Below are 24,973 nucleotides of genomic sequence, written 5' to 3'. Positions count from 1 at the left end.
GGTGGTCGGCAGGACGACCATTTTGGCTCAGCGACCGGCAGGCCGCTTGAGCGGCGCCATCAACTCTGTCACGAGGCGGGTATAGACGGCTGCGGCGGCCGAGGGCGTGCGACCCGCGAGTGTCACCAGGCTGTAGTGCGTCTGCATGCCCGCGAAGCCGGCGATCGGCAGGGGCACGAGGGCGTCGGTGTCGGTGTTCAGGGCGGGTGCATGCGGGGCGAGGATCACCGCGTTGGCGGTGAGGGCAAGGTGGCGCAGGGTGCCTGCGTCGTCGCAGGTGACGTTGAACACGCCGCGGTCGTCGCGGCCATCGCGCTGGACATGGCGCTCGAAATACGCCGCCACTTCGGCCGGCAGGTTCGGGCCGGCCAGGGGATAGGCCATGGCCTTCTCCAGCGTCACCTGCTTCAGCCGGCGCAGCGGGTGCTTCGGCTGCACGAAGAACGACACCGGCAGGTCGGGCAGGCGCGCGAGCTTCAGGCCGGGTTGTTTCTTCAGGTCGCGGGTGTCGGCGATGAACAGGTCCAGCTGCCGCCGGTGCAGGCGCTCGCTGAGCGTGACGGTATCGGCCACCTCCATGCGCATGAGCAACTGCGGGTGGCGCTGCGCCATCAGCGACAGCGCCATGCGCCCGAGCGTGCTGGCAGCGAAGGGGCCGAGCCCCACGGCAAGGCTGCCGATGGCCAGGCCCTCGAGCTGCAGCACGTCGCGCTGGATCTGCTGCGCATCCGCGATGAGCTCGCGGGCGCGGGCGAGCACCAGTTCGCCGGCCTGCGTGAAGCGCACGGTGCCGTAGGCCCGGTCGACCAGGCGGGCCTGCAGGTTGTCTTCGAGCGTGTCGATGCTGCGCGAGAACGCGGGCTGCGACAGGTGCACGGCCTGTGCGGCGCGGCCGAAGCTGCCTTGCTCGGCGAGTGCGACGAGGTGCTGGAGCTGGCGCAGCTGCATTTTGCGTTTCCCGTAAAAAGGACCAGCACATTTTGCATTTGCCAATGCTTCGGGTGGTTCGGAAAATCGCGCGTTGTTCCTGCCCACCAAAGACAAAGAGACACCGATGACCTCTTCCTCCTCCCTCTCCTTCTCCGTGGCCCTGGTCGCATTGGCCTGCACGTTCGGCAGCGCACAAGCCTTCGCGCAGATCGCGCCCAAGCCGCCCGAGGTCGCCACGCTCAAAGCCAACGCCGACATGGCGAAGACGCTGCCCTTCGCCAACCGGCAGGACTTCGAGGACGCGATGCGCGGCCTCATCGGCACGGTGCCCGATGCGCTGGTGCCCGGCACCGGCCCGCGCCCGGTCTGGAGCATGAAGCCCTACGAGTTCCTGAAGGCGAACGAGCCCGCCGACACCGTCAACCCGAGCCTGTGGCGGCAGGCGCAGCTCAATGCGATCCACGGCCTCTTCCAGGTGACCGACCGCGTCTACCAGGTGCGCGGCTTCGATATCGCGAACATGACCATCGTCGAAGGCGACACCTCGCTGATCGTCATCGACCCGCTGCTCACCGCCGAGACGGCGCGCGCCGCACTGGCGCTGTACTACCTGCACCGCCCGAAGAAGCCGGTCGGCACGGTGATCTACACGCACGGCCATGCCGACCACTTCGGCGGCGTGAAGGGCGTGGTCGACGAAGCCGATGTCGCCGCGGGCAAGGTGCAAGTGATCGCGCCGTCGGGCTTCATGGAAACCGCGGTGGCCGAGAACATCCTCGCGGGCAACGCGATGAGCCGGCGCTCGCAGTACCAGTTCGGCTCGCTGCTGCCGCCGGGCGCGCGCGGGCAGGTCGACACCGGCCTGGGCAAGGCGCTCGCGCGCGGCACCATCACGCTGATCGCACCGACCTCGACCGTCGACAAGGCGACCGAGGAGCGCACCATCGACGGCGTGCAGTTCGTGTTCCAGCTGGTGCCGGGCTCCGAGGCACCGTCGGAAATGCTCATGTACCTGCCACAGTTCCGCGTGCTCAACATGGCCGAGGACGTGACGCACACCATGCACAACCTCTACACGATCCGTGGCGCCGAGGTGCGCGACGGCAATCTGTGGGCGAAGTACATCGACCAGGCGCGCGTGGCCTTTGCCGGCAAGACCGACGTGCTGATCGCCCAGCACCACTGGCCGACTACGGGGCAGGGGCGCATCGCCGACCTGCTGAAGAAGCAGCGCGACATGTACAAGTTCATCAACGACCAGTCGCTGCGGCTGCTGAACCAGGGCTACACCGCGGCCGACATCGCCGAGACGCTGCGCATGCCCGCGAGCCTGGAGCAGGAATGGTCGACGCGCGGCTACTACGGCACGCTGCGGCACAACGCCAAGGCGGTCTACCAGAAGTACCTGGGCTGGTACGACGCGAACCCCGCCAACCTGAACCCGCTGCCGCCGGTGGACTACGCGAAGAAGACGGTGCAGTACATGGGCGGCGCCGACGCGGTGGTCGCACGCGCGCGAGACGATTTCCGGAAGGGCGAGTACCGCTGGGTGGCGAGCGCGATGAGCCAGGTCGTCTACGCCGATCCCACGAACCGCGCGGCGCGCGAACTCGGCGCCGATGCGCTCGAGCAGCTCGGCTACCAGTCGGAGGCCGGCACCTGGCGCAGCGCCTACCTGGTGGGGGCGATGGAACTGCGGGGCGGCGTGCCGAAGATCCCGGGCGGCAGCAGTTCGAACGCCGACACGCTCAAGGCGGTGAGCAACGAACTCTTCTTCGACTTCCTCGGTGTGCGGCTCGACGCGGCCAAGGCCGAGGGCAAGACGATGGTCATCAACTGGAACTTCACCGATTCGAACCAGCAGTTCGTGCTGACGCTGGAGAACTCGGCGCTCACCCACATCGCCGGCCAGCAGCCCGGGGCCGACGCCACGGTGACGCTGAGCCGCGCCACGCTCGATGCGATCACGCTGAAGGAAACGAGCTTTCCCGCGGCGGTGCTGACGGGCAAGGTGAAGATCGAGGGCAACCGCGCGAAGCTCGGGGAGTTGATGTCGATGCTCGATACCTTCGAGCCGATGTTCCCCGTGGTCGAACCGCGGAAGTGAAGCAGGCCTAGCCGAAGAACCAGTAGCACACCGCAATCGCCGCGACCACGCCCGCCAGCTCGGCCAGCAGCGCGCACGACACCGTGTGCCGCGTGCGCTGGATGCCGACCGCGCCGAAGTAGACGGCCAGCACATAGAAGGTGGTCTCGGTGCTGCCCTGGATGGTGGCCGCCACCAGTGCGGGGAAGCTGTCGACGCCCTGGCTCTTCATGGTCTCGATCAGCATCGCGCGCGCCGCGCTGCCCGAGAAGGGCTTGACCAGCGCGGTGGGCATGGCGTCGACGAAGCGCGAATCCCAGCCGCCCGCGGTCACCAGCCAGCGCAGGCCGCCGAGGATGAAGTCGAGCGCCCCCGAGGCCCGCAGCACGCCGACCGCGCAGAGCATGGCGACGAGGTAGGGCAGCAGGTTCTTCGCGATGTCGAAGCCTTCCTTCGCGCCTTCGATGAAGCATTCGTAGACCTTGATGCGCCGGATCGCGCCGGCCGCCAGGAACACGATGATCACGCCGAAGAGCGCGAGGTTGCCCATCAGCGACGAGAGCGAGGCGATCGCCGCCGCCGACAGCGTGCCCAGCAACGCCATGAAGCCGCCGAGCACCAGCGCGCCCGGGATCAGGTAGGCCAGCACCACCGGGTCCCACAGCCGCAGGCGCTGCGCGATGGCCACCGTGAGCAGTCCGACCAGCGTCGATGCGCTCGTGGCCAGGAGGATCGGCAGGAACACCATCGTCGGATCGGGCGCGCCCTGCTGCGCGCGGTACATGAAGATGGTGACCGGCAGCAGCGTCAGCGACGAGGCATTAAGTACAAGGAAAAGAATCTGCGCGTTGGTGGCGGTGACCGGGTCGGGGTTCAGCCGCTGCAGTTCGCGCATCGCCTTGAGGCCGATCGGCGTGGCGGCGTTGTCGAGGCCCAGCGCATTGGCCGCGAAATTCATCGTGATCAGCCCGAGCGCCGGATGCCCCGCGGGCACGCCCGGCATGAGCCGCCGGAACAGCGGGCCGAGCAGCCGCGCGAGCCAGCCGACCAGCCCCGCCGCCTCGGCGATGCGCAGGAACCCGAGCCACAGCGTGAGCGTGCCGAACAGCAGCACCATCACCTCGACCGCGAGCCGCGCCATCGCGAACAGGCTCTCGACCAGCGCCGCGAACACGGTCGGATCGCCGCCGACGAGCCACCGCACCAGCGCCGCGAGCGCCGCCATCCCGAAGAAACCCAGCCACAAGCCGTTGAGCACGCTTTTTTCCTTTTGTCGGCGCGATCATAGGGCGCACGCGCATGCGTGCCCCGCGCTACAGTTCGGCCCATGCGCGCCTCCCTCGTCCGCAGTTTCACCGCCCTCCTGGGGGTGTTTGCGGTCGCTTGGCTGACCGGTTGCGTCAGCCTACCGCCGCTGGAACCGCGGGCGCCGGTCATGGCCTTCACCGACGTGGCGCAGACCGAACTCGGGCAGCTCGCGGCCAAGGACGTGCCGGGCGACTCCAGCGCGCTCTCGGGCTTCCGGCTGCTGCCCGAGGCGGCGTTCGCATTCGATGCGCGCATCTCGCTCGCGCGCCACGCCGAGAAATCGCTCGACGTCCAGTACTACCTGATCCAGAAGGACGACGTGGGCCTTCTGTTCCTGAAGGAGCTGCGCGAGGCCGCGGCGCGCGGCGTGCGGGTGCGCCTGCTTGTGGACGACCTCTACACGGCCGGCGAGGACGAGGTGTTCGGTTCGTTCTCGGCCTTTCCGAACGTGGAGGTGCGGCTCTTCAATCCGCTGCCGTCGCGCGCGAACTCGCTGACCACGCGGCTCCTGTTTTCCCTCACCGATTTCGGCCGCATCAACCACCGCATGCACAACAAGATGCTGATCGCGGACAACAGCTTCGCGGTCTCGGGTGGACGCAACATCGGCAACGAGTACTTCATGCGCAGCACGGCCGCGAACTTCATCGACATGGACGTGATCTCCAGCGGCCCGGTCGTGCGGCAGATGTCCGAGGGGTTCGACCGCTACTGGAACAGCTCGCACGCCTGGCCGATCGAGCGCATCGCGCCGCTGCGCACGACGCCCGAGGCCGCGCAGCGCCGCTTCGACGAGATCGTGCGCACGGCCGTGCCCGACGTGCCGATCCGCCCGCGCGACGTGCTGGACAAGTCGCCCGTCGGCGAGCAGCTCATCACCGGCAAGATCGACCGCTACTGGGCGCTGGGCACGCTGTTCATCGACGACCCCGAGAAGATCACGCGCAAGGCCGACGATGCCTACCTGGGCAGCGTGACCGAAGGCGCGCTGAGCGTGATCAATGCGGCGCGCCGCGAAGTCACGATCGCCTCGCCGTATTTCATTCCGGGGCCCAAGGGCATGGAGGAGATGCGCGCCTGCATCGCCAAGGGCGGACGCATCACGGTCGTGACCAACTCGCTGGGCGCGACCGACGAGCCGCTGGCCTATGCGGGCTACGAGCGCTACCGCGCCGACATGCTGAAGATCGGCGTGACCATTTTCGAGATTGCGCCCACGCTCACCGGGCGCTCGGGCCGCTTCGGCGATTTCGGCAAGTCGATCAGCCGGCTGCACGCCAAGCTCGCGATCGTCGACAACGAGCGCTTCTTCGTCGGCTCGATGAACCTCGACCACCGCTCGGCGGCGGTCAACACCGAGGTCGGCCTCGTCATCGACAGCCCGGAGCTGGTGCGCGACTACAACCTGCTCATGTCGGGCGAGCGCGTGAACCTCGGCTACCGGCTGCGCCTCGGCCCGAACGGCCGGCGCGTGCAGTGGCTCGAATACGACGATGCCGGCGGCGACATCGTCCATGAAGACGAGCCCGGCGAATTCCTCTGGCTGCGCTTCAAGAACTGGCTGCTGCTGCCCATCGTGGGCGAAGAGCTGCTGTAGCCGTTTTTCGCGCGCTCCTTCGCGTGCGTGCCCCGCGGCCGCGCCATATGGCGTCATACGGCTTGCACATTGCCCCTCTAGATTGCGGCGTCCCACGCCACAACAATCAGAGAGGGATTCCAGATGCACGCGATGCCCCCGATGGCCCCTTTGTCGCGAGCCCTGTCCGGCCTGCCGTGGCTGGTCGCACTGGCTTGTACCGCCGCCCTGCAGCAGGGCTGCAACGGCGGCAGCAGCGGCGGCGCGCCGATCATTCTTCCCCCGCCGCCGGCATCCGCGCCGGCGCCGCAGGCCGATGCCGCCACCGCCGATGCCAACCTGCAGGCCACCTGGGTCGAGATCGGCGACGGCAACCAGGCGATCGCGCGCGCCATCACCAGCTACAAGGCCACCGAATCCGCCACGACGGCCGACGCCAACGCCGTGTGCCCACAGATCACGGTGGACGGCCATCCGGTGCGCATGATCCTGCGCATCGGCGCCGGCACGATGCCGCTGCGCACCACCGCCAGCGACCCGGCGGATTCCAAACCCTCCGACTTTCCCGTCTCGGCCTGCGAGACCATGCTGCCCGCCGACGCGAAGCAGGCCGCCATCGGCAGCCGCACGCTGCCGCTGCCCAAGGCCGAACCGAAGCGCGTGCTGGTGCTGGCCGACACCGGCTGCCGCATGAAGAAGGCAGACAACGCCTACCAGCCGTGCAACGACGCCACCGTGTGGCCGTTCGCGCCGCTCGCCGCGACCGGCGCGGGCTTCGACCCCGACCTGGTGCTGCACATCGGCGACTACCACTACCGCGAGAACGCCTGCCCCACCGACATCGCCGGCTGCAAGGACAGCCCGTGGGGCTACGGCTGGGACACCTGGCAGGCCGATTTCTTCAAGCCCGCCGCGCCGCTGCTGGCCAAGGCACCGTGGATCCTGGTGCGCGGCAACCATGAGGAATGCGCGCGCGGCGGCCAGGGCTGGGCCCGCTTTCTCGATCCGCGCCCGTATGCCGACAAGCGCTCGTGCAACGACCCGGCCAACGACAGCAGCGGCAACTACGCCGAGCCGTATGCGGTCGCGCTGGGCACCGGCTCGCAGATCATCGTGTTCGACTCGGCCAAGGCCGGCAAGGCGGCGCTGAAGACGGACGATCCGCAGTTCATCGCTTACCAGAAGCAGTTCCAGACTGTCGCCACGCTGGCCGCCAAGCCCGGCATCACGACCACGATGTTCACCAACCACCATCCGATCCTGGCGTTCGCGCCGATCGCGGGCTCGACACCCGCGTCGGGCAACCCGGCGCTGCAATCGGTGATGACCAGCCTGAACGCCAAGGCCTACTACCCGAGCGGCGTGCACATCGCGCTGCATGGCCACGTGCACGACTTCCAGGCGCTGAACTTCGCCACCGACCACCCCGCCACGCTGGTGACGGGCAACGGCGGCGACAACCTCGACGTGGCGCTGCCCGATCCGCTGCCGCCCGGCACCACGCCCGCGCCGGGCGTGACGGTCGACCGCATCACGCACCACAGCAGCTTCGGCTTCATGCTGATGGAACGCAAGGCGGCGCCCGGCGTGGGCTGGACCTTCAAGGCCTACACGGTGGCCGGCAAGCTGCTCGCCACCTGCGCACAGACTGGCAGGACGCTGGCTTGCGACAAGACGGGGTTCCTCACGCCGTGACGCGCAGCGCCGCGCGTCGGCGAGGCCTCTTCGGCGGCGGTCTCATGCTGGCGGCCGCCTGCCTCGGGTGGCTGGGCGGCAGCGCGGGCGCCGCCTCCGGCACGGCCGACATCAACCCCGGCGGCCCGCCGAGCGTGGTGATCGACCGCATCGGCGCCACGCCGAAGATCGCCGCGCGCATCGACCCCACCGCCGCCACGTTCAGGCCCGATCCGGCGCTGGCCGCGCTGGGCAAGCGCATCTTCTTCGACACGCGCCTGTCGCAGCCGCAGGGCACCTCGTGCGCCAGTTGCCACGATCCGCTGCGCGCCTTCACCTCGACGCTGAACGCGCCTTCGCTGGCCGGGCCGCGCACGCCGCAGGGCAGCCGCGCGGGCCGCTTCAGCGCGCGCACCGCGCCGTCGCTGCTGTACGTGCGCTACGTGCCGCGGCGGCACTTCTACCAGGACGACGACGCGCCTTTCGCCTCGCCCTTCGGCGGCCTCTTCGCCGATGGGCGCGCCGACACGCTGGCCGAGCAGGTGCGCGGTCCGCTGTTCGACGCCGACGAGATGAACAACCCGTCGCCGCAAAGCCTCTTGCGGAAGCTCCGCGGCACCGACCTCGCGCCGGCGATGTCGCTGGCCTTCGGGCCGCGGGTGCTGCGCGATCCGGCGCAGGCGGTGAAGGGCATCGGCCTGGCGCTGCAGGCGTACCTGCAAAGCGACGAGATGGCGCCTTTCAGCTCGCGCTTCGACGAGTACCTGCGCCACCGCACGCCGCTCGGCCCGCAGGAGACGCGGGGCCTCGCGCTCTTCAAGAACCCGGACAAGGGCAATTGCATGTCGTGCCACACCTTGTCAGACACAGCGAGCCGGCCCGAGCGTTCGCTGTTCACCGACTTCGGCTACGACGCGATCGCCGTGCCGCGCAACCCGCTGTTGCCCGCCAACCGCAACCCGCGCCGCTTCGACAACGGCCTGTGCCGCACCGCCGCGCAACTGCGCTGGCCGGAGCCCGGGCAGTGGTGCGGCTACTTCCGCACGCCGGGGCTGCGCAATGTCGCGGTGCGCCAGAGCTTCATGCACAACGGTGTGTTCTCCACGCTGCGTGAGGCGGTCGCGTTCTACGCCACGCGTTCGACCGATCCGGCGAAGTGGTACCACGGCAAGCCGACCTTCGACGACGTGCCGGCGGCCCACCGCGGCAACATCAACGTCAACTCCACGCCGATGAACCGGCGCCCCGGCACGACGCCGGCGCTGACCGACGAGGAGATCGACGAGATCAGCGCCTTCCTCGGCACCCTGACCGATGCGCGCTATGTGGCGGCGATGCCGAAGCCGGCAGTGAAGCAGTCGCCAACGTCATCGCCCTGAGTGATCGGTGCGTTACATTTCTGAGTGAAATGTGTACTTTTGTCACCGAATTGGGGAGATATCGACCATGACCGTTCCCGAGCCGCGCGTGTTCCTCGCGCCGCCCTCCGCCAGCCGTCGCCGTGTGCTGACCGGCCTGGCCGCAACCGCCGCCGCGGGCCTGGGCATGCCGGCCTTCGCGCAGGGCAAGCCGATCCGCATCGGGACCACCTTCGACAACAGCAGCGTCGAGAAGGCCAACGGCCAGGGGCTCTTCCAGGGTTCGAGCGCGTTCTTCAATGCGCTGAACAAGTCGGGCGGCCTCAACGGCACCAAGGTCGAGCTGGTCATGGCCGACGACACCTTCAAGCCCGAAGTGGCCAAGGCCAACGCGCTGGCCTTCGAGAAGGACAGCTCGGTGCTCGCGCTGCTGCACCCGCTGGGCACCCGCCAGACTTCCGAAGTGATGGACGCCGTGCCCGGCATGGCCGTGGTGGGTCCGATCACCGGCACTGTCGCGCTGCGCAAGAAGACCGCGCCCAACACCTTCTGGGTGCGCGTGAACTACGACCAGGAAGTCGAAAAGCTGGTGACCACGGCGGCCGTGCTGGGCCAGAGCCGCATCGGCCTCGTGCATTCGAACGACCCGCTGGGCCAGTCGGTGCTGGCGGCGTTCAAGACTGCGCTCGCGAAGGCGAAGCTGGAGCCGGCGGTCATCGCGACCACGCCCAATACCACCAGCATGGAAGTCGGCCCCGCGGCCGAAGCCATCGCCAAGGCCAAGCCGCAGGTCATCATCATCGGCCTGGCCGGCACGGCGCCGGTCTTCATGAAGGCGCTGCGCGATGCCGGCGGCAACAGCTCGGCCTACGGTCTCTCGATCACCGCCAGCGCGCTGGCCGCGATGGGCGACCTCGCACGGGGCCTGGGCTTCGTGATCGTGGTGCCCTCGCCGTACTCGACCAAGTTCGAAATCGTGCGCCGCTACCAGGCCGACATGGTGGCCAACGGCACCAAGGATTTCTCGCTCACGAGCCTGGAGGGCTACATCAACGCCGCCGTGCTCGCCGAGGGCCTGCGCCGCTCGGGCGGCTCGCCCACGCGCGCCTCGGTGATGGCGGGCATGGCCAGCATCGAGAACTTCGACCTGGGCGGGATGAAGCTCAGCTATGGCCGCACGAACCGCGAAGGCGGCCAGTTCGTGGATGTGGCCGTGATCGGCAGCCGCGGGCAGATGTTGAGCTGATCCGGGTTCGTACCGCGAGCTCCGGCTCGCGGTAGCGTCCATCGGTACTCCGGTGGACGCCAGCCTGTTTCCAAGGGGCGCGACCTTACAGTGCGCGCATGGTCCTCGACTTCTGCATTTCCTTCGGCCTGGCAACCCCTGTGGTGCTGAGCGTCGTTCTCTATCAAGTCGGCTACCGCGCCGTCGCGCAAGGACGCGTGGGCCCGGTGATTGCCAGCCTCGTCTATGGACTGTGCGTGGCGGCGCTGCCGCTGGCCGTGTGGTGGGGCGTGCACGCCCTCGCGGAGTTCTACCTCGTCGGCGACAGCACTTCGTTCTGGAAGCCCGTGTTGCAGATCGGGCTGGCCTTCATCATGTACGCGTACCTGTGCATCTCGTGGGCCCTGAGCTTCGTGGCGGCGTGCCTGGCCGCATGGCGGTTCACGGTCTGCGCGAAGCGCCTGGAGCAGGAAGCCCTGGCCTGACGCCGGACCCGCAGTTCAACCCGCCACGTCCTCGGCAATCCCCACGCCCAGCAGCCCTTCGAGCAGTCCCTTGTCGGCCGCGAGCCCCGCGCTCGGCCCGGCATGCACCACGGTGCCGCGCTCCAGCACGATGGCCTGGTGCGTCATCTCCAGCGCGAGCACCGGGTGCTGCTCGACCACGATCGACGCGAGCCCTTCCGATTCGCAGAGCCGCCGGATCGCTGCGGACAGCTCCTCCACGATGATCGGCGCGAGGCCTTCCATCGGCTCGTCGAGCAGCAGCAGCTTCGGGTTGGTCATCAGCGCACGACCGATGGCCAGCATCTGCTGTTCGCCGCCCGAGAGCTGGTTGCCGTAGTTGCCGCGGCGCTCGCGCAGGCGCGGGAAGAAATCGTAGACGCGCTTCAGGTTCCAGCCACCGAGTCGCGCGATGACCGTGAGGTTTTCCTCGACGGTGAGCGAGGGGAACACCTCGCGCTCCTGCGGCACCCAGCCCAGGCCCGCGCGCACGCGCTGGTGCGAGGGCCAGCGCGTGATGTCCGCGCCCTGCCAGCGGATCGCGCCCTGCATCACGCGGGTGTTGCCCATCAGCGTTTCGAGCAGCGTGGTCTTGCCCACGCCGTTGCGCCCGAGGATCGCGAGGCTTTCGCCCTGCTGCAGGGAAAAGTCGAGGCGGTCGAGCACCACGGCGTTGCCGTAGCCGGCGGTGACGTGGTCGAAGGCGAGCGCTTCAGGCATGGCGGTGGGAGCTTCCAAGGTAGACCTCGCGCACGCGCGGGTCGGCGCCGATCTCGGCGGGCGTGCCTTCGGTGAGGATGCGGCCGCCCACCAGCACCGAGATCCGGCGCGAGAAGCGGAACACGAGCTTCATGTCGTGCTCGATGAAGAGCACGCTGATGTCGTCGGGCAGCGCCGCGATGGCCTCGAAGAGCTCGCCGCTTTCGCCTTCGGGCACACCGGCTGCCGGCTCATCGAGCAGAAGGATGCGGGGCTTGGCGGCGAGCGCGAGTGCGATCTCCAGCAGCCGCTGCTTGCCGTAGGCCAGCTCCGAGACCGGCACGTCGGAAAGGCTGTCGAGCTTCAGCGTGCCGAGCAGCGCATGTGCCTCGTCGAACACCGCGGTGCAGCCCTTGAGCGGTCGCCACCAGGTCGCGCCCAGCCCTTCACGCTCGCTGATCGCCAGCACCACCGACAGCAGCGGCGTGAGGCTCGGGAACAGCGTGTTGATCTGGAAGGTGCGCGCCAGGCCCATGCGGGCGCGCTTGTCGCCCGAGAGGCGCGTGATGTCGCGATCGCCCATGTGGATCGATCCGCTCGTGGGCTTGAACACGCCGGTGAGCAGGTTGATGAGCGTGGTCTTGCCTGCGCCGTTGGGGCCGATCAGTGCCTGCCGCGCGCCGGGTTCGAGCGAGAGGTTCACTTCGCTCACGGCCTGGAAGGCGCCGAAGCGGATGCCGAGGTCGCGGGTGCGCAGGGTGTGCGTCGTCGTGGAGCTCATCGCGCCTTCCCCATCCGCACGAAGCGCGAGAGCGCGCCCATGATCCCGCCGCGCCCCAGCATCACCGCTGCGATCAAAAAGATGCCGAGCCAGAACATCCAGTACTGCGGGTTCATGTCCGCGAACCAGTCGTGCACCAGCATGTAGACGATGGCGCCGATCATCCCGCCGTACAGGCGCCCGGTGCCGCCGAGCACCAGGATGATCAGCACTTCGGCCGAGCGGTTGAAGCCGATCGATTCGATGCCGACGAACTGCGTGGTCTGCGCGAGCAGCGCGCCTGCCACGCCGGCCACCGCGGCCGAGAAGGCGTAGGCCATGCGCAGGCGCGCCTCGACCGGCGAGCCGATGGCGGTCATGCGCTTGCGGCTGTCGTGGATGCCGCGCAGCGCCAGGCCGAACGGCGAGCGCAGCACCAGCCGCACCAGGAGGAACATCGCGAGTACCACGCCGAAGGCGTAGCCGAATGCGGTCTTGCCGTAGAGGTCGAAGTCGAAGAGGCCGAGCACCGGCGCGATGACCACGCCCTGCAGCCCGTCGGTGCCGCCCGTGATGCCCGATAGCCGGTTGGCCAGTTCGTACAGCAGCACGCACACGCCGATGGTGATCATCAGCCGCGTGAGGTCGGCGCCGCGCACGACGAGATAGCTGAGCACATAGCCGAGCAGGCCGCTCACGACCAGCGCGAACGCAAGGCCGGTGAAGGGCTCGCTCCAGCCGTACTTGGCGAGCAGGCCGGCCGCGTAGGCGCCCGCGCCGAAGAAGGCGGCATGGCCGACGGTGAGGATGCCCGCGTAGCCGAGCGCCATGTCCAGCGACACGGCGAAGAGCCCGAAGATCATGATCTGGCTCATCAGCGTGAGCTTGTCAGGCAAGAGGAAGAAGCTGGACGCGAGCGCGAGCCAGAAGGCGACCTCGGCGATGCGCAACTGCGCGGGAGAAACGGTGAGGGCTTTCATGCGAGCCCCTTCTTCGCGACGATGCCGTTGGGCCGCACAAGCAGCATGACGATCATGAAGACATAGATGAGAAAGGCGCCCGCCTCAGGCCAGTAGTACTTGCCCGCCACGTCGACGATGCCGACCAGCAGCGCCGCGATGAACGGCCCGGTGACGGTGCCCGCACCGCCCACGCACACCACCATCAGGAAGTAGACGAGGTACTTGAGCGGGAACGATGGCTCCAGCCCCAGCATGCCCAGGCTCAGCGCACCACCCAGGCCCGCGAGGCCGCAGCCCAGCGAGAAGGTCAGGAAGAAAAGGCGCTGCACATGAATGCCGGTGCCGCCGGCCACGCGCTGGTTGTCCACCGCCGCGCGCACCATCGCGCCGTAGCGCGTCTTGCCCAGCACGAGCAGCAGGGCAGCCAGCACGGCCACGCCGCAGACGATCAGGAAGAGTCGGTAGCGGCCCACCTCGAGCCCGCCGATGGCCACCTGCCCATCTAGCGCCGGCGGCAGCGTGAACGGCTGCATCGTCGGCCCGAAGAAGTAGGTGAACGCGGCGATCGACACGAACACCACGCCGATCGACAGCAGCACCTGGTCCAGCGGATGCGCGCGGTACAGCCGCCGGTAGAACACGAACTCCAGCACCGCGCCTACCAGCGCCGCGGACACGAAGGCGGCCGCGAGAGAGAGCCCGAAGCCGAGCCCCCAGTGGTTCATCAGCAGGCTCGCCGCATAGCCGCCCACCATCGCGAAACTGCCGTGCGCGAGGTTGACGAAATTCATCAGCCCCATCGTGATGGACAGGCCCACGCCGATGAGGAACAGGAGCATGCCGTAGGCCACCCCGTCGAAGATCACGATGCCCATGGGCCTCCTGTTGCTGTGCTGCTTGCGGCGTGCCGATGTGCTCAGAAGGTGTGAATGAATTCGGCGTGCCCGAGCAGCCCGCCCAGGCGCGCCCAATCAAGGCGCAAAGCGCAGCCATAGCTCGGGCTATGGCGAGCATTTGCAACGCCGAGTAGGCGTGTCTGGGTGGGATGAGCGGGCATGGCGGGTTCGTTCACACCTTCTCAGTTCGAGCTTTCCTTGGCCGGGTCCTTCACGCGGTCGAACTTGTCGAACTCCACGTTCACCAGCTGGCCGTTCACGCGCTCGGTCTTGCGGATGTAGACCGTCTGCACGATGTCGCGGGTGAGCGGGTCGACCTCGATCGGGCCGCGCGGGCTCTCGAAGCGCAGGCCGCGCAGCGCATCCATGAACTTGTCGCCGCTGGCGTCGCCCTTGGTCTTTTGCAGCGTGAGGTCGATGGCGGCCATGGCGTCGTAGGCGGTCACGGCGAAGTAGCTGGGGCGCAGCTTGGCGCCGTTGTCGGCGGCGAAGTCCTTCACGAACTTCTGGTTCTTCGGCGAGTTGTGCGCGAACGAGTAGTGGTGGCTGGTGACGAGGCCGAGCGCCACGTCGCCGGTGGCGTCGAGGTAGCTGTCGTCGGTCGCTTCGCCGGTGGCGTAGAGCTTGATGCCGGCCTGTTCCATGCCGCGCTCCTTCCACACCTTGAGGAAGGCCGGCGGCATCACGCCCGAGGGAAAGAAGAAGAACACGGCCTGGGGCTTGGCGTCCTTGATGCGCTGCACGTAGGCCGAGAAGTCGGGGTTGTTCATCGGCGTACGCACCTCGCCCGAGACCTTGCCGCCGCCGGTGGTGAAGGTTTTCTTGAACGCGGTTTCGGCATCGACGCCCGAGGCATAGTCGGCGACCACGGTGTAGGCGTCCTTGATGCCTTCCCTGAGCATGAAGCGCGCCATCGGGTCGGTGACCTGCTGCACGGTGAACGACAGCCGCGCGATGTAGGGCGAACTGCTGGTGATGGCCGAGGAGGCCGCGTTCATCACGATGGTTGGGATCTTGGCCTGCGTGGCGATGGCGCCGACGGCGTACGCGTTGGGGCTGAAGTCCAGGCCGGTGAGGATGCTCACCTTGTCGCGCACGACCAGCTCCTGCGCGATGCGCTTGGCGGCATCGGGTGCGGGGCCGGCGGTGTCTTTCTTGATGATCTCGACGGTGCGCCCGCCCACCTTGCCGCCGTGCTCTTTCAGGTACAGCGCGATGCCGGCATCGAACTGGCGGCCGTAGTCGGCGTACGGGCCGGAGTAGGTGGCAATGAGGCCGATGCGCAGCGGCTCGTCGGCAGCGTGCGCGGCCACGGAGCCCAGCATGCCGAAGCCGGCGAGCAGGAGGGTCGAGAGAACGGTTCTCTTCGTCATCGTCGTCATGGAAAAACGCCTTTCAGGTGGAATGGATGCGGAGCGGGCGAGTGTGCGTCAGACCTGTGTCTCTGGAACGCGCACCCTCAGGCCGTCGAGGGCTGCTGTCACGTTGAGTTGGCAGCTCAGGCGCGAGGTGGGTTGGCGCTCGGAAGCGACGACTTCGAGCAGCGCGCTCTCCATGTCGTCGGGCGATGGCAGCAGGTCGGCGAAGGCTTCGTCCACGTAGACGTGGCAGGTGGCGCAGGAGCAGCAACCGCCGCACTCGGCATCGATGCCGCGCACGTTGCCGCGGATGGCGGTTTCCATGACGCTGACGCCGATCTTGGCGTCGACCGCGCGGGTGGTGCCGTCCTTGAGGATGTAGTGGATTGTGGGCATGGGGTTCAGAACATGTCGAAGTACTCGCGGTGCTCCCACTCGGAGACTTCGAGGTTGAAGCGGGCGATTTCCGCTTCCTTGATGTGGCAGAGGTAGTCGATGAAGACCTTGCCCATCTGGGTGTTGAGCATGTCGTCCTTGCGGAGGCAGGCGAGGGCATCGCTCAACGAACGCGGCAGGTGTTCGGCCGGCGTTTCATACGGCGCATCGGCCGAGGGACCCGGGTCGGTCTTGTGGCGAATGCCGTCGAGCCCCGAGAACAGCTGCGATGCGAGGTACAGGTACGGATTCGCTGTTGGCTCCCCCACACGGTTCTCGATGCGCGATGCGTTCTGCCCCACGCCGCCGAGCACGCGCAGCATCGCGCCGCGGTTGTCCCGCGCCCAGATCGCGCGGTCGGGCGCGAGCGAGAAGGGGCGGTAGCGCCGATAGCCGTTGATCGTGGGGCTCGCGAGCGCGGCCGCGCCACAGGCATGCGCCTTCAGGCCGCCGAGGTAGTGCATGCCGATCTCGCTCAGGTCCTGGCCTGCGGCCTCGGGCATGAACGCATTCACGCCGTCGCTCTTGCGCCGCAGCGACTGGTGCAGGTGCCAGCCGCTGGACATCACGTTCGGAATCTTCGGCCGGCACATGAAGCTGGCGTGCAGCCCGGCGCGCTGGCAGATCTGCTTGATCGCGCTGCGCAGCAGCACCATGGTGTCCGCGGGCATCACGCCGGCCGTGGGGCCGAAGGTCAGCTCGAACTGGCTCGGGCCGAATTCGATTTCCAGCGAGCGCAGCGGGAGACCCAGCGCGATGAGGTTCGAGCGCAGCAGCTCCATCAGCCCGTCGACGCGGTCGTAGCGCAGCTCGGTCAGGTACTGGTGGCCGTGCGAGAGCAGCGACACGCGCGGCGGCTCGCCGGGCTGGCCCGAATCGGCCAGGCCCATGCGCGCGTCGTCCAGCTTGAAGACGTGGAACTCGACCTCGAGGCCGGCGATGAAGTCGAGCCCGAGTTCGTCGAGCTGGCGCACCGCGCGCTGCAGGATCTGCCGCGTGGCGAAGGGGCAGGGCTTGCCGTCGGCCATGTAGGCGTCGCACAGGATCCAGCCGGTGCGCGGCGCCCACGGCAGCACCTTGAAGGTGGCGGGGTCGGCCACGATGGTGAAGTCCGCGCCGCCCTGCAGGCCCTCGATGGCGAAGCCGCCGTTGGTGGTGAAGACGGGGAACACGGTCTTGTGCGAGGTGTCCTTGGCCAGCAGCGTGGAGGTGAGGTTCACGCCTTCCCACAGCGCCGAGCGCGCCTCGGTGGCGACCAGCGTCTTGCCGCGCAGGATGCCGTGCTGGTCGGGCCAGGCGAAGCGCACAAGGTCGACCTCGCCGCTGTCGATGCGGCGCACCAACTCGCGCGCCTGTGCGTGCTGGTCGTCGGACCAGAGGCCGAAGCGGTCGACGAAGGTGTTGGTTTTGCTGCTGCTCATGGCGCGCGTGCTCAGGCGGCCAGCCGTGCGGAGGCCCAGTCGGACTTCAGGCGACGCGCGCGGTCGGCCTCCTGCCAGTAGGTCTCGGTGGCGGCTTCATCGACGACGTGGCCGATGCCGTCGATGGAAGGCGGACCGGTCATCGTGCTTGCCTGTGCGGCGTCGATCAGCATCGGCGCGGTTTCGCCGGCCAGCGTGGCCTCGATGGCCTTCACCAGCACGCGGCGGTAGGCAATGATTCCCTTGTCGGTGCTGCCCAGGTGCTCGCGCGTACGGTCCTGGATGGCGCCCTGCGATTCCACCGCCCACTGGTCGTGCACGTTGATGTCGTCGCCCATGCCGGTGTAGGTTTCGGTCAACTGCTCGTCGACGCTGTAGCCGTAGTTGTTGCGCTTGTTCTTGCGCGAGGTGTAGTCGGGCAACTCGTAGAGCTTCAGGCGCTGGTCGCGCATCTGCTGCTTGTCGACCGGGCCGGTGAAGCTGGTGAAGATGGCGTACCAGTAGCAGTGCGTGTCGTCCACCGGCACGTGCCATTGCGAGATGGTCATCTCCGCGCTCATCGGGATCACGAAGGCCTGGGGGAATACTACGTTGGTCACGCGCACGTGGGTCGTGTCTTCGGAGAGCTTGCGCAGCGCCTTCAGGCGGAAGCCGTAGTCGGTGGGCTCCACGCTGATCTCGGGCCGGTCGTACTCGCGCAGGACCTTGGTGATCGGCATGTCGGAGTCGGCCGAGGCGCCGCGGAACTGCTTGCCGTAGCTCTCGGAGGTGTCCTCGTCCTCGAAGAAGCGGTGCAGGTACGAGGCGTGCGCGGGGTCGATGCCCACTTCGAGCGCCTGCAGCCAGTTGCACTCGAAGAGGCCCTTGAACGCGAAGGTGTGGGTGTCGGGGGCGACGAAGCAGTCGAAGTCGGGGAAGGCCGGCGGCTCGCCCTCGCCGATGTACGCGAAGACGACGCCGGCCTTCTCGACCACCGGATAGGCCGACTGCCTGATGCGGCTGCACAGCTTGCTGGTGGCGGGCTCGGCGGGGGTTTCGAGGCAGTTGCCCTTGGCGTCGAAGAGCCAGCCGTGGAAGGCGCAGCGGATGCCGCCGTTCTCCAGCCGGCCGAAGGCAAGGTCGGCGCCGCGGTGCGGGCAGTCGCGGTCGAGCATGCCCAGCTGGCCGCTCTCGTCGCGGAACAGCACGAAGTCCTGGCCCATGAGCTTCACGGGCTTGACCGGGCGCGCGCCCGCCAGTTCGTCGGCCAGGGCCACCGGCTGCCAGTAGCGGCGCAGCAGCTTGCCGGCCGGGGCGTCGCGTCCGACGCGGGTGATGAAATCGTTCTGCTCGGCGCTGATCATCGTGCGGGCTCCATCGTGGGTCTTCGGAAAGAGGCTGCAAGCCATTGCATGCAACTGTATGCATTGTCTTGGTGATCCTCGATCCGGGTCAAACTTTCATCTGCGGTTTTGCCCCGTTACGGGGCTTGAAGCGCCTGAGATCAGGGTTAACTCTGAGTGTGACGTGTGTTTTTGACACATGTTGTGCAGAAGTGCATGCAACAACTGAGCCAAGGCAAATATGCTGCGTGCAATCGCGTTCTCGTCTCCTAGAATCCGCTCATTCCCGCTCCCGGCGCCCCGTCTGATGGACTCTCAACAATCCCGCGTGCTCGTGCAACTGCGCGACATGATCCTCAAGGGTGGATTCGTGCCCGGAGAGCGGCTGGCCGAGATCCCGCTCGCCGAGAAGCTCGAAGCCTCGCGCACCCCGGTGCGTCTGGCGCTGGCGAGCCTCGAGCACGAAGGCCTCATCGAACAATCGCCCAGCGGCGGCTACCAGATGCGCCGCTTCACCTCGCAGGAGGTGGCCGACGCCATCCGCGTGCGCGGCGTGATCGAAGGCTTTGCGGCGCGTTTGCTGGCCGAAGACGGCGCCTCGCGCCAGCTGCTGCGCGACCTGAAAGACTGCCTGGACGCCGGCGACAGGGCGGTGAACAAGCCCACCATGGAAATCGACGACTACGCGGCCTACGTCGAGATGAACGACCGCTTCCACAAGCTGATCGTCGAGGGCTGCGGCAACCTCGCGCTCAAGCGGGTGATGGACATGCTCGGCGGCCAGCCCTTCGCCGCGCCCAGCGCGATGCTGCCGATGCAGTCGTCGATGGAAGAGGGCCAGCAATGGATGCGCCAGGCGCACCGCACGCACCACGCGATCGTGCAGGCCATCGAGCGCGGGCAAGGCTCGCGCGCGCAGGCGCTGGGCGAGGAGCATGTCGAGATCGCGCGCATGAACCTCGACTACGCGCTGGAGCGGCCCGAACTCGCGGCCGAGCTGATGCCGGGCATCAAGCTGGTTTCCAAGGGGCGCAGCGCCTGAGTGGAACTGGCCGGTCTTCAACGAAGACTGAACGGTATTTCCGCACGCGCACCGTCTGGCCGGCGACGGCCAAGACTAGAATTTCCGCATGACCGCCGCTGCCGACCCCGCCAAGCCCTCGTTCAAGGCACAGATGCTTCAGGCCCGCGAAGAGGCCATCGTGCAGACCGCGAACCGCCTGCTCGCTGAAAAGGGCTTCGAATCGATGACGGTCGACGAGGTCGCCGCCTCCGTCGGCATCGCCAAGGCCAGCCTCTACAAGCACTTTCCCAGCAAGGAAGACCTCGCGGCCGCGGCGATGGTGCGCCTCATGCAGCGCACGCAGGATGTGCTGGCGTCGGTGCCGACCGACCGGAAGCCCGTCGACAAGCTGCGCGCGGCGGTGCGCTGGGCCATGGAAGCGCAACTGGCCGGCGAGATGCCCTCGCTGCCGCACCAGAACTCCACCCTGCGCGCCGCGCTGATGAACAACCGCGGGTATCTCGACCGGCTGGTCGCGATCAGCGACACGCTCGGCGGCTGGATCCAGGCCGCGCAGGCCGATGGCACGCTGAATTCGAAGCTGCCCGCGATCGCCGTGCTCTACACGCTGTTCGCGCGCGCCTGCGATCCGGTGCTCGGTTTCCTCAAGGCCGGCGGCCTGCAGAGCGATGCGGAGATCGTCGAGCTCGTGCTCGGCACCTGCTTCGACGGCCTGGCTTCGCGGTGAACGGGCGCTAGCTGTTGACGCCGCGCCGCGGCGTCACTACCGCTTCCACCGCCGCGCCCACCGCCAGCAGCCGGTGATCGGTGTTGCCGATGCCGGCCACCATCAGCCCGACCGGCGCGGTGCCCGCGTCATGACAGGGCACCGAGAGCGCGCAGCCATCGAACAGGTTCACCACCGAGGGGTTGCGCAGCATGCGGCCGTTGATGCGGTAGTAGGTCTCGTCGTCCTTGATCACCTCGGCGATCGGCGGGGCGATGTCGGGCGTGGTGGGCATCAGCATCGCGTCGTAGCCCGCGGCCGCGGCGTTGACCGAGCGGATGAACTGGCGGCGCAGCGCCTGCAACTGCAGGTAGTCGGGCGCGGTGATCGTCTCGCCGGTCTTGATGCGCGCCAGTACGCGCGGGTCGTATTTGGCGGCGCCCGTCTTGATGAATTCGCGGTGCCAAGCGTAGGCCTCCGAGGCGGTGATCATGCCGCGCGGGTTGATGGTCGGCGCCTTGGCGAATTCGGTCATCGGCAGTTCGATCACCGTGGCGCCGGCGGCCGAGAGCTTCGAAAGCGCGGATGCAAATGCTGCGGCCACGGGCGGCGAGAGATCGTCCTGAAAGAAGGTCTTCGGCACCGCAAAGCGCAGGCCGCGCAGCGATACCACCTTCGGCGCCCGCGACAGCTCTCCGGCCAGCACGGCGTCGAGCAGGGCGCAGTCTTCCACCGTCCACGCCATCGGCCCGGCCGAGTCGAAGGAGGTCGATAGGGGCATCACGCCATCGAGCGGAATGCGGCGCTGCGTGGGCTTGAAACCCACCAGCCCGTTGAGCGCCGCGGGAATGCGCAGCGACCCGCCGGTGTCGGTGCCGATGGCGCCGGCCGCCATGCCATCGGTCACCGAGATGGCACCGCCCGAGGTCGAGCCGCCGGGAATGCGGCCGGTCGCGCGGTCGTAGACGTTCTTCGGCGTGCCGTAGTTCGGGTTGATGCCCAGGCCGGTGTAGGCGAATTCGACCGTGTTGGTGCGCCCGATGACGATCGCGCCCGCGCGCCGCAGCCGCTCGACCACCACCGCATCGCGCTGAGCCGGCGGCTGGCCGACCAGCACGGTGGAGCCGCCGAGCGTGGTGACGCCGGCTTCGTCGAACAGGTCCTTCAGGGAGATCGGGATGCCGGCGATCGGGGAGGCGGCTGCGCGGCCGCCCTTGCGATCGGCATCGAGCTGCGCCGCGGTGCTGCGCGCCGATGCGGCGTGCACCTGGATGAAGGTGCGTGCGCCTTCGCCCGCGGGGTTCTGGATGGCGGCCAGCGCTTCTTCCACCAGCTGGCTGCTGGTTAGCGACCCGGCTGCAAGGCGGCGCGACATCTCGGCCATCGAGAGCCGGCCCATGGCCTTGCCCGCGGCGTCGGGCGCCTGCGCCAGCGCTTTCGGCAGCACCGACAGCATGCCGACTGCCGCCGCGGCACCAGCCGATTGTTGAAGGAAGGTGCGACGTTGTTGCGGCTGTGCCATGTCTCTCTCCAGGGTGGACCCGAGGCAGTCTACACAGCGCGCGCGGCTCGGCGGTAGCCGGCCGTTACGGCGGCGCCGGGGTCAGCGCACTTCGATCAGCAGGTCGGGGCGATAGCCTTCCTGCTCGCCGTTGCGCTTGTAGCCCAACGGGTTGGCCACCACGCGGCAGCCGTCCTTCACATAGTCGAAGGCGCAGTGCAGATGGCCGTGCAGCCAGAGCTGGGTGGACGGCAGCAGTTCGTCGAGGGCGTTGCAGAAGCCGGCGGTGCCGGGCGTCAGGCCGTAGCGCGGATCGGCGCTCGCCAGCGTCGGCGCGAAATGCGTGATGGCGACCGTGGTGCCGTCGAAAGGCTCGGCCAGTGCCTGCCGCAGCCAGTCTTGGCAGACCAGCGCCTGCTCGCGCAGCGGGCCGGACAGGAAGAGTTCGCCATGGCGCCGGGTGGCCATCTTTTCCAGATAGAAGTCGGCGGCCCGCATCGCCTTGCCGCGCTTCTTGAGCGCCTCGGCCAGGCCGTCGGTGGGCTCGACCAGTGCGTCGAAGTCGGCCCAGAGCGTGGTGCCGATGAAGCGGATGCCGTCGATGACGAGCGTTTCGCGCTCGAGCCACTGGATGTCGAGCTCGGTGCAGAGCGCGCGCAGGCGGTCGTGGGTTTCGTCGAAGTCGGCGTTGTCGTATTCGTGGTTGCCCGGCACATAGACCACCGGCACCGGCCAGCCGTTGCGGGGCGAGAAACGGCCCAGGCCGAAATCGGTGTCCGCGAGCCGGGAGCCTTCCTGGTAGGAGCCGATGTCGCCCGCCAGGACCAGCAGGTCGGCGCCCGGAATCGGCTCGGCGTGGAAGCGGGGGTGGGACTCCAGGTGCAGGTCGGAGAGCAGTTGCAGCTTCATCGTCGGGCCAGTCTAGGTGAATTGCCCCATGCATGAAGCGCATAAGGTCAGGCTTGTTTTCCTAGGGAAAACCCTTAATCTTGGAGCACCAACCACTCAGAGCACGGCCATAAGCCGCGCAACACCATGTTCAGCCTCCTCGCCCAAGTGGCCCGTTTCTTCCGTTCCTCCAGCGACAGCGCACCGGCCAGCCACGCCGCCGCGCTGATGGAAAGCGCCGACGTTCGCGCCGGCCGCGGTGCGCACCACGCGCAGGAACTGCGCGCAGCCGCGTCCGCCTGGCTCAGCGTCGTCCGCTGAGCGTCAACGCCGGTCAGTCGGGCACCTTCTGCCCGAGGATCGAGCCCGCGAAGGCTGCCGCGGCCGACCGCAACAGCGCGGTCCGCAGCCACTCATGCGCATGCCCATGCTGGGCGCGCCGGTGCCAGATGGCATCCACGTGCACCGGCGGCTGGTCGAAGGGCAGGTCGCGCAGCACCAACTGGTCGTCGATGCCCGTCACGGTCACGAAGTGACGGGGCAGCACGGTCAAGAGGTCTGAATTCGCGACCACCCGGCCCGCCGTGAAGAACTGGTTCACCGTCACCACGATGCGCCGCTCGCGCCCCATGGCGCCCAGCGTCTGGTCGATGAAGCCGTAGGGCCGCCCCGAAAAACTCACCAGCAGGTGCCGCGCGGCGCAGTAGTCGTCCAGCGTGAGCGGCGCGTTCGCGAGCGGATGACCGCGGCGCATCACACATACATACTGGCCCAAGTAGAGCCGCTGGGTCTCGAACGGTACCCCCACCCCCGATTGCCCCCGCGCCGCCAGGCTGGCGATCACGGCCGGGAAATAGCCGATGGCCATGTCCACCTCTTCGTTCTCCAGCATCCGGCGCGGATCGCGCGTGGTCAGCGGGAGCACGCGCAGGGAAATGGCGGGGGCTTCCTTTTCGGCGATCTGCACCAGGCCGGGAATCAGCTCCGCCGCAGTGGCGTCGGCCATGGCCAGCAGGAACGTGGTGTCGGCGGTTGCCGCATCGAACTCGCCCGGGGCCAGGGTGTGCTGCAGCTGGCGCAGGGCATCGCGCACCGTTGGCCAGAGCGCCAGGGCCCGTGGCGTGGGCTCCACGCCGGCGCCGGCGCGGCGCACAAGTTCGTCACCCATCACCTCGCGCAGGCGCCGCAGTGCATTGCTCACCGCAGGCTGGGTAATAGAGAGGTTGCGGGCTGCGCGCGTGAGGTTGCGCTCCGCCATCACCTCGTCGAAGACGCGAAGCAGGTTGAGGTCGAGCGTGCGAAAGTTGACATCCATCAGCGTTGTGAATGATAAACATCAGAAAGATAAAGTGGCAAAGCATTAGGGTAACCCCTAATATCACGGCATCGGCACTCGTTGCCATTCATCCCCGGAGGGATCGCATCATGACCAGCTTCGTCCACGTCGACCAACCTACTGTCCATCCCGGTGTCCGTCGCGCCGAAGTTCTTTTCGAGCAGATCCAGGCTGCACGCGCCGGCACCGAAGGCGCCCGTCCGCTGATCGCCTTGTTCATCGTTGCCATCGCGGCCGCGGTGCTGGTGGTTGCAGACACGCTCGTCTCCAACTGGAACGAAGGCGCACTGCTCGCCGCATGGGCCATCTTCTGCCTCGCAGCGATCGCGCTGTTTGCGCTGTTTGCCAGCTCGGTGCGCAAGAGCAGCATCGCCGGTCTCTGGCAGGCAGCTGCCGAGCGCCGTGCTGCAGCCCGCGCCGACGCACGCTTCATGGAGACCGCGAAGAACGACCCGCGCGTGATGCAGGAACTGCAAGCCGCCGTGTGGCGCCAGCAATCGGAAGGCACCGTGCCCGCCGCTGCGGTTGCCAAGGTCGACGCGCTGGCCCGCATGAGCACCCGTTCGCAGGAAGCGCGCATGCCGACGCTCTATGAAGCGATGCGCCGCATGAACAGCTCGCGCTACTACTAAGCTGAGTTGAGACTCGCCTGAGATAGACAGCCGCCTTCGGGCGGCTTTTTTCTTGCCTGGGGACCCTCCCGGAGGAGCACATCGCCTCTCTACTAGTTAGTAAGGGAGCTTGGGCGAATCCGGCGCTGTAAGGAGATCACGACGAGCGATCTGAAGCCTCAGTCTTGCTTGGATGGGTCGGGCGAGTTGCATGCATTGCATGAGTACAAAGCGTCTTCAAAGTGGCGTCGACCTGAAAAAGCGATGTATACTCGTGGGCTCGGCTGACAACGCAGTGATGTGTTGTTCGGTGGTTGCCCTGGAAGGGGTGGTTGCTGATGAGTTGGCTGAAAAAAGCTTCTTCGAAGTTGACTGGATTGCAAAAAACAGTGCA

23 protein-coding genes are annotated in these 24,973 nt (G+C 67.7%); 10 read left to right on the top strand and 13 right to left on the bottom strand.

The window, feature by feature from the left end; translation table 11 throughout:
* Window positions 1-27 precede the first annotated feature (27 nt).
* Window positions 28-948 (bottom strand): LysR family transcriptional regulator, encoded by a 921-nt coding sequence (locus NU688_RS21635; RefSeq protein ID WP_257862861.1) that lies wholly within the window; start codon window positions 946-948, stop codon window positions 28-30.
* Window positions 949-1,054: 106 nt separating this feature from the next.
* On the opposite strand from NU688_RS21635, the gene NU688_RS21630 reads away from it, so the two are divergent.
* Complete coding sequence (locus NU688_RS21630; RefSeq protein ID WP_257862860.1) at window positions 1,055-3,037, top strand: alkyl/aryl-sulfatase; 1,983 nt, start codon at window positions 1,055-1,057, stop codon at window positions 3,035-3,037.
* Between the two features lie 7 nt (window positions 3,038-3,044).
* Here the strand turns inward: NU688_RS21630 and NU688_RS21625 are convergent, their stop codons facing one another.
* Window positions 3,045-4,274 (bottom strand): nucleoside recognition domain-containing protein, encoded by a 1,230-nt coding sequence (locus NU688_RS21625; protein ID WP_257862859.1) that lies wholly within the window; start codon window positions 4,272-4,274, stop codon window positions 3,045-3,047.
* Between the two features lie 69 nt (window positions 4,275-4,343).
* Between NU688_RS21625 and NU688_RS21620 the strand changes: the two genes are divergently transcribed.
* The 5 genes from NU688_RS21620 (at window position 4,344) to NU688_RS21600 (ending at window position 10,642) form a co-directional block, all read left to right on the top strand.
* Entirely contained in the window at window positions 4,344-5,921 is a 1,578-nt protein-coding gene (locus NU688_RS21620; protein WP_257862858.1) for a phospholipase D family protein, read from the top strand.
* A gap of 132 nt (window positions 5,922-6,053) precedes the next feature.
* Entirely contained in the window at window positions 6,054-7,595 is a 1,542-nt protein-coding gene (locus NU688_RS21615) for a metallophosphoesterase (protein ID WP_374684679.1), read from the top strand.
* A gap of 44 nt (window positions 7,596-7,639) precedes the next feature.
* A complete protein-coding gene (locus NU688_RS21610) occupies window positions 7,640-8,953 on the top strand; it encodes a cytochrome-c peroxidase (protein WP_374684678.1) in 1,314 nt (437 codons plus the stop codon).
* 67 nt (window positions 8,954-9,020) lie between these two features.
* Window positions 9,021-10,178: an ABC transporter substrate-binding protein gene (locus tag NU688_RS21605; RefSeq protein WP_257862855.1), complete on the top strand. Its 1,158-nt coding sequence runs from the start codon at window positions 9,021-9,023 to the stop codon at window positions 10,176-10,178.
* A gap of 98 nt (window positions 10,179-10,276) precedes the next feature.
* The gene (locus NU688_RS21600) at window positions 10,277-10,642 is read left to right on the top strand and encodes a hypothetical protein (protein WP_257862854.1); all 366 of its coding nucleotides are present in this window, start codon (window positions 10,277-10,279) and stop codon (window positions 10,640-10,642) included.
* A gap of 15 nt (window positions 10,643-10,657) precedes the next feature.
* Here the strand turns inward: NU688_RS21600 and NU688_RS21595 are convergent, their stop codons facing one another.
* From NU688_RS21595 to NU688_RS21560, 8 genes are all read right to left on the bottom strand, one after another.
* Window positions 10,658-11,380, bottom strand: coding sequence for an ABC transporter ATP-binding protein (locus NU688_RS21595; protein ID WP_206176587.1), 723 nt, complete (start codon window positions 11,378-11,380; stop codon window positions 10,658-10,660).
* A complete protein-coding gene (locus tag NU688_RS21590; protein WP_257862853.1) occupies window positions 11,373-12,140 on the bottom strand; it encodes an ABC transporter ATP-binding protein in 768 nt (255 codons plus the stop codon). Before NU688_RS21590 ends, NU688_RS21595 begins: the two co-directional genes overlap by 8 nt.
* On the bottom strand, window positions 12,137-13,099 hold the full coding sequence (locus tag NU688_RS21585; RefSeq protein ID WP_257862852.1) for a branched-chain amino acid ABC transporter permease: 963 nt from the start codon (window positions 13,097-13,099) through the stop codon (window positions 12,137-12,139). The genes NU688_RS21590 and NU688_RS21585 overlap by 4 nt, the downstream gene beginning before the upstream one ends.
* On the bottom strand, window positions 13,096-13,956 hold the full coding sequence (locus tag NU688_RS21580) for a branched-chain amino acid ABC transporter permease (protein ID WP_257862851.1): 861 nt from the start codon (window positions 13,954-13,956) through the stop codon (window positions 13,096-13,098). The genes NU688_RS21585 and NU688_RS21580 overlap by 4 nt, the downstream gene beginning before the upstream one ends.
* 203 nt (window positions 13,957-14,159) lie before the next feature.
* The gene (locus tag NU688_RS21575; protein WP_257862850.1) at window positions 14,160-15,359 is read right to left on the bottom strand and encodes an ABC transporter substrate-binding protein; all 1,200 of its coding nucleotides are present in this window, start codon (window positions 15,357-15,359) and stop codon (window positions 14,160-14,162) included.
* A 48-nt stretch (window positions 15,360-15,407) separates the two neighbouring features.
* Window positions 15,408-15,731, bottom strand: a complete 324-nt coding sequence (locus NU688_RS21570) for a 2Fe-2S iron-sulfur cluster-binding protein (protein ID WP_257862849.1) — start codon at window positions 15,729-15,731, stop codon at window positions 15,408-15,410.
* A 5-nt stretch (window positions 15,732-15,736) separates the two neighbouring features.
* Window positions 15,737-17,191: a glutamine synthetase family protein gene (locus tag NU688_RS21565; protein WP_257862848.1), complete on the bottom strand. Its 1,455-nt coding sequence runs from the start codon at window positions 17,189-17,191 to the stop codon at window positions 15,737-15,739.
* Between the two features lie 11 nt (window positions 17,192-17,202).
* Window positions 17,203-18,534, bottom strand: coding sequence for an aromatic ring-hydroxylating dioxygenase subunit alpha (locus NU688_RS21560; RefSeq protein ID WP_257862847.1), 1,332 nt, complete (start codon window positions 18,532-18,534; stop codon window positions 17,203-17,205).
* Between the two features lie 286 nt (window positions 18,535-18,820).
* Here NU688_RS21560 and NU688_RS21555 point away from each other — a divergent pair, with 286 nt between their 5' ends.
* Together NU688_RS21555 and NU688_RS21550 are read left to right on the top strand one after the other, a co-directional pair.
* Window positions 18,821-19,555 carry a GntR family transcriptional regulator gene (locus NU688_RS21555; RefSeq protein ID WP_257862846.1) on the top strand — a complete coding sequence of 245 codons (735 nt, stop codon included), beginning with the start codon at window positions 18,821-18,823 and terminating at the stop codon, window positions 19,553-19,555.
* A gap of 88 nt (window positions 19,556-19,643) precedes the next feature.
* A complete protein-coding gene (locus NU688_RS21550) occupies window positions 19,644-20,264 on the top strand; it encodes a TetR/AcrR family transcriptional regulator (protein ID WP_257862845.1) in 621 nt (206 codons plus the stop codon).
* 7 nt (window positions 20,265-20,271) lie between these two features.
* Here NU688_RS21550 and NU688_RS21545 read toward each other — a convergent pair whose 3' ends face one another.
* Window positions 20,272-21,642, bottom strand: coding sequence for an amidase (locus NU688_RS21545; RefSeq protein WP_374684677.1), 1,371 nt, complete (start codon window positions 21,640-21,642; stop codon window positions 20,272-20,274).
* A gap of 204 nt (window positions 21,643-21,846) precedes the next feature.
* Entirely contained in the window at window positions 21,847-22,653 is an 807-nt protein-coding gene (locus tag NU688_RS21540; RefSeq protein ID WP_257862843.1) for a metallophosphoesterase, read from the bottom strand.
* 126 nt (window positions 22,654-22,779) lie between these two features.
* On the opposite strand from NU688_RS21540, the gene NU688_RS21535 reads away from it, so the two are divergent.
* Window positions 22,780-22,953, top strand: coding sequence for a hypothetical protein (locus NU688_RS21535; RefSeq protein ID WP_176660965.1), 174 nt, complete (start codon window positions 22,780-22,782; stop codon window positions 22,951-22,953).
* A 13-nt stretch (window positions 22,954-22,966) separates the two neighbouring features.
* Here the strand turns inward: NU688_RS21535 and NU688_RS21530 are convergent, their stop codons facing one another.
* Complete coding sequence (locus NU688_RS21530) at window positions 22,967-23,947, bottom strand: LysR family transcriptional regulator (protein ID WP_257862842.1); 981 nt, start codon at window positions 23,945-23,947, stop codon at window positions 22,967-22,969.
* 110 nt (window positions 23,948-24,057) lie between these two features.
* Here NU688_RS21530 and NU688_RS21525 point away from each other — a divergent pair, with 110 nt between their 5' ends.
* Complete coding sequence (locus NU688_RS21525; RefSeq protein ID WP_257862841.1) at window positions 24,058-24,600, top strand: hypothetical protein; 543 nt, start codon at window positions 24,058-24,060, stop codon at window positions 24,598-24,600.
* Window positions 24,601-24,973 lie beyond the last annotated feature (373 nt).

This window comes from Variovorax sp. ZS18.2.2, from assembly GCF_024701975.1.
In the GTDB taxonomy this organism is placed as follows: domain Bacteria; phylum Pseudomonadota; class Gammaproteobacteria; order Burkholderiales; family Burkholderiaceae_C; genus Variovorax.
This window is presented reverse-complemented; position numbering and strand designations above follow the sequence as displayed.

What these genes read in the sequence shown, in the direction of transcription:
- NU688_RS21540 (WP_257862843.1), bottom strand. Translation starts at nt 22,653, where the DNA reads ATGAAGCTGCAACTGCTCTCCGACCTGCACCTGGAGTCCCACCCCCGC.
- NU688_RS21550 (WP_257862845.1), top strand. Translation starts at nt 19,644, where the DNA reads ATGACCGCCGCTGCCGACCCCGCCAAGCCCTCGTTCAAGGCACAGATG.
- NU688_RS21590 (WP_257862853.1), bottom strand. Translation starts at nt 12,140, where the DNA reads ATGAGCTCCACGACGACGCACACCCTGCGCACCCGCGACCTCGGCATC.
- NU688_RS21620 (WP_257862858.1), top strand. Translation starts at nt 4,344, where the DNA reads ATGCGCGCCTCCCTCGTCCGCAGTTTCACCGCCCTCCTGGGGGTGTTT.
- NU688_RS21600 (WP_257862854.1), top strand. Translation starts at nt 10,277, where the DNA reads ATGGTCCTCGACTTCTGCATTTCCTTCGGCCTGGCAACCCCTGTGGTG.
- NU688_RS21595 (WP_206176587.1), bottom strand. Translation starts at nt 11,380, where the DNA reads ATGCCTGAAGCGCTCGCCTTCGACCACGTCACCGCCGGCTACGGCAAC.
- NU688_RS21560 (WP_257862847.1), bottom strand. Translation starts at nt 18,534, where the DNA reads ATGATCAGCGCCGAGCAGAACGATTTCATCACCCGCGTCGGACGCGAC.
- NU688_RS21555 (WP_257862846.1), top strand. Translation starts at nt 18,821, where the DNA reads ATGGACTCTCAACAATCCCGCGTGCTCGTGCAACTGCGCGACATGATC.
- NU688_RS21610 (WP_374684678.1), top strand. Translation starts at nt 7,640, where the DNA reads ATGCTGGCGGCCGCCTGCCTCGGGTGGCTGGGCGGCAGCGCGGGCGCC.
- NU688_RS21580 (WP_257862851.1), bottom strand. Translation starts at nt 13,956, where the DNA reads ATGGGCATCGTGATCTTCGACGGGGTGGCCTACGGCATGCTCCTGTTC.
- NU688_RS21535 (WP_176660965.1), top strand. Translation starts at nt 22,780, where the DNA reads ATGTTCAGCCTCCTCGCCCAAGTGGCCCGTTTCTTCCGTTCCTCCAGC.
- NU688_RS21615 (WP_374684679.1), top strand. Translation starts at nt 6,054, where the DNA reads ATGCCCCCGATGGCCCCTTTGTCGCGAGCCCTGTCCGGCCTGCCGTGG.
- NU688_RS21635 (WP_257862861.1), bottom strand. Translation starts at nt 948, where the DNA reads ATGCAGCTGCGCCAGCTCCAGCACCTCGTCGCACTCGCCGAGCAAGGC.
- NU688_RS21530 (WP_257862842.1), bottom strand. Translation starts at nt 23,947, where the DNA reads ATGGATGTCAACTTTCGCACGCTCGACCTCAACCTGCTTCGCGTCTTC.
- NU688_RS21585 (WP_257862852.1), bottom strand. Translation starts at nt 13,099, where the DNA reads ATGAAAGCCCTCACCGTTTCTCCCGCGCAGTTGCGCATCGCCGAGGTC.
- NU688_RS21565 (WP_257862848.1), bottom strand. Translation starts at nt 17,191, where the DNA reads ATGAGCAGCAGCAAAACCAACACCTTCGTCGACCGCTTCGGCCTCTGG.
- NU688_RS21630 (WP_257862860.1), top strand. Translation starts at nt 1,055, where the DNA reads ATGACCTCTTCCTCCTCCCTCTCCTTCTCCGTGGCCCTGGTCGCATTG.
- NU688_RS21605 (WP_257862855.1), top strand. Translation starts at nt 9,021, where the DNA reads ATGACCGTTCCCGAGCCGCGCGTGTTCCTCGCGCCGCCCTCCGCCAGC.
- NU688_RS21525 (WP_257862841.1), top strand. Translation starts at nt 24,058, where the DNA reads ATGACCAGCTTCGTCCACGTCGACCAACCTACTGTCCATCCCGGTGTC.
- NU688_RS21545 (WP_374684677.1), bottom strand. Translation starts at nt 21,642, where the DNA reads ATGGGCCGGCTCTCGATGGCCGAGATGTCGCGCCGCCTTGCAGCCGGG.
- NU688_RS21575 (WP_257862850.1), bottom strand. Translation starts at nt 15,359, where the DNA reads ATGACGACGATGACGAAGAGAACCGTTCTCTCGACCCTCCTGCTCGCC.
- NU688_RS21570 (WP_257862849.1), bottom strand. Translation starts at nt 15,731, where the DNA reads ATGCCCACAATCCACTACATCCTCAAGGACGGCACCACCCGCGCGGTC.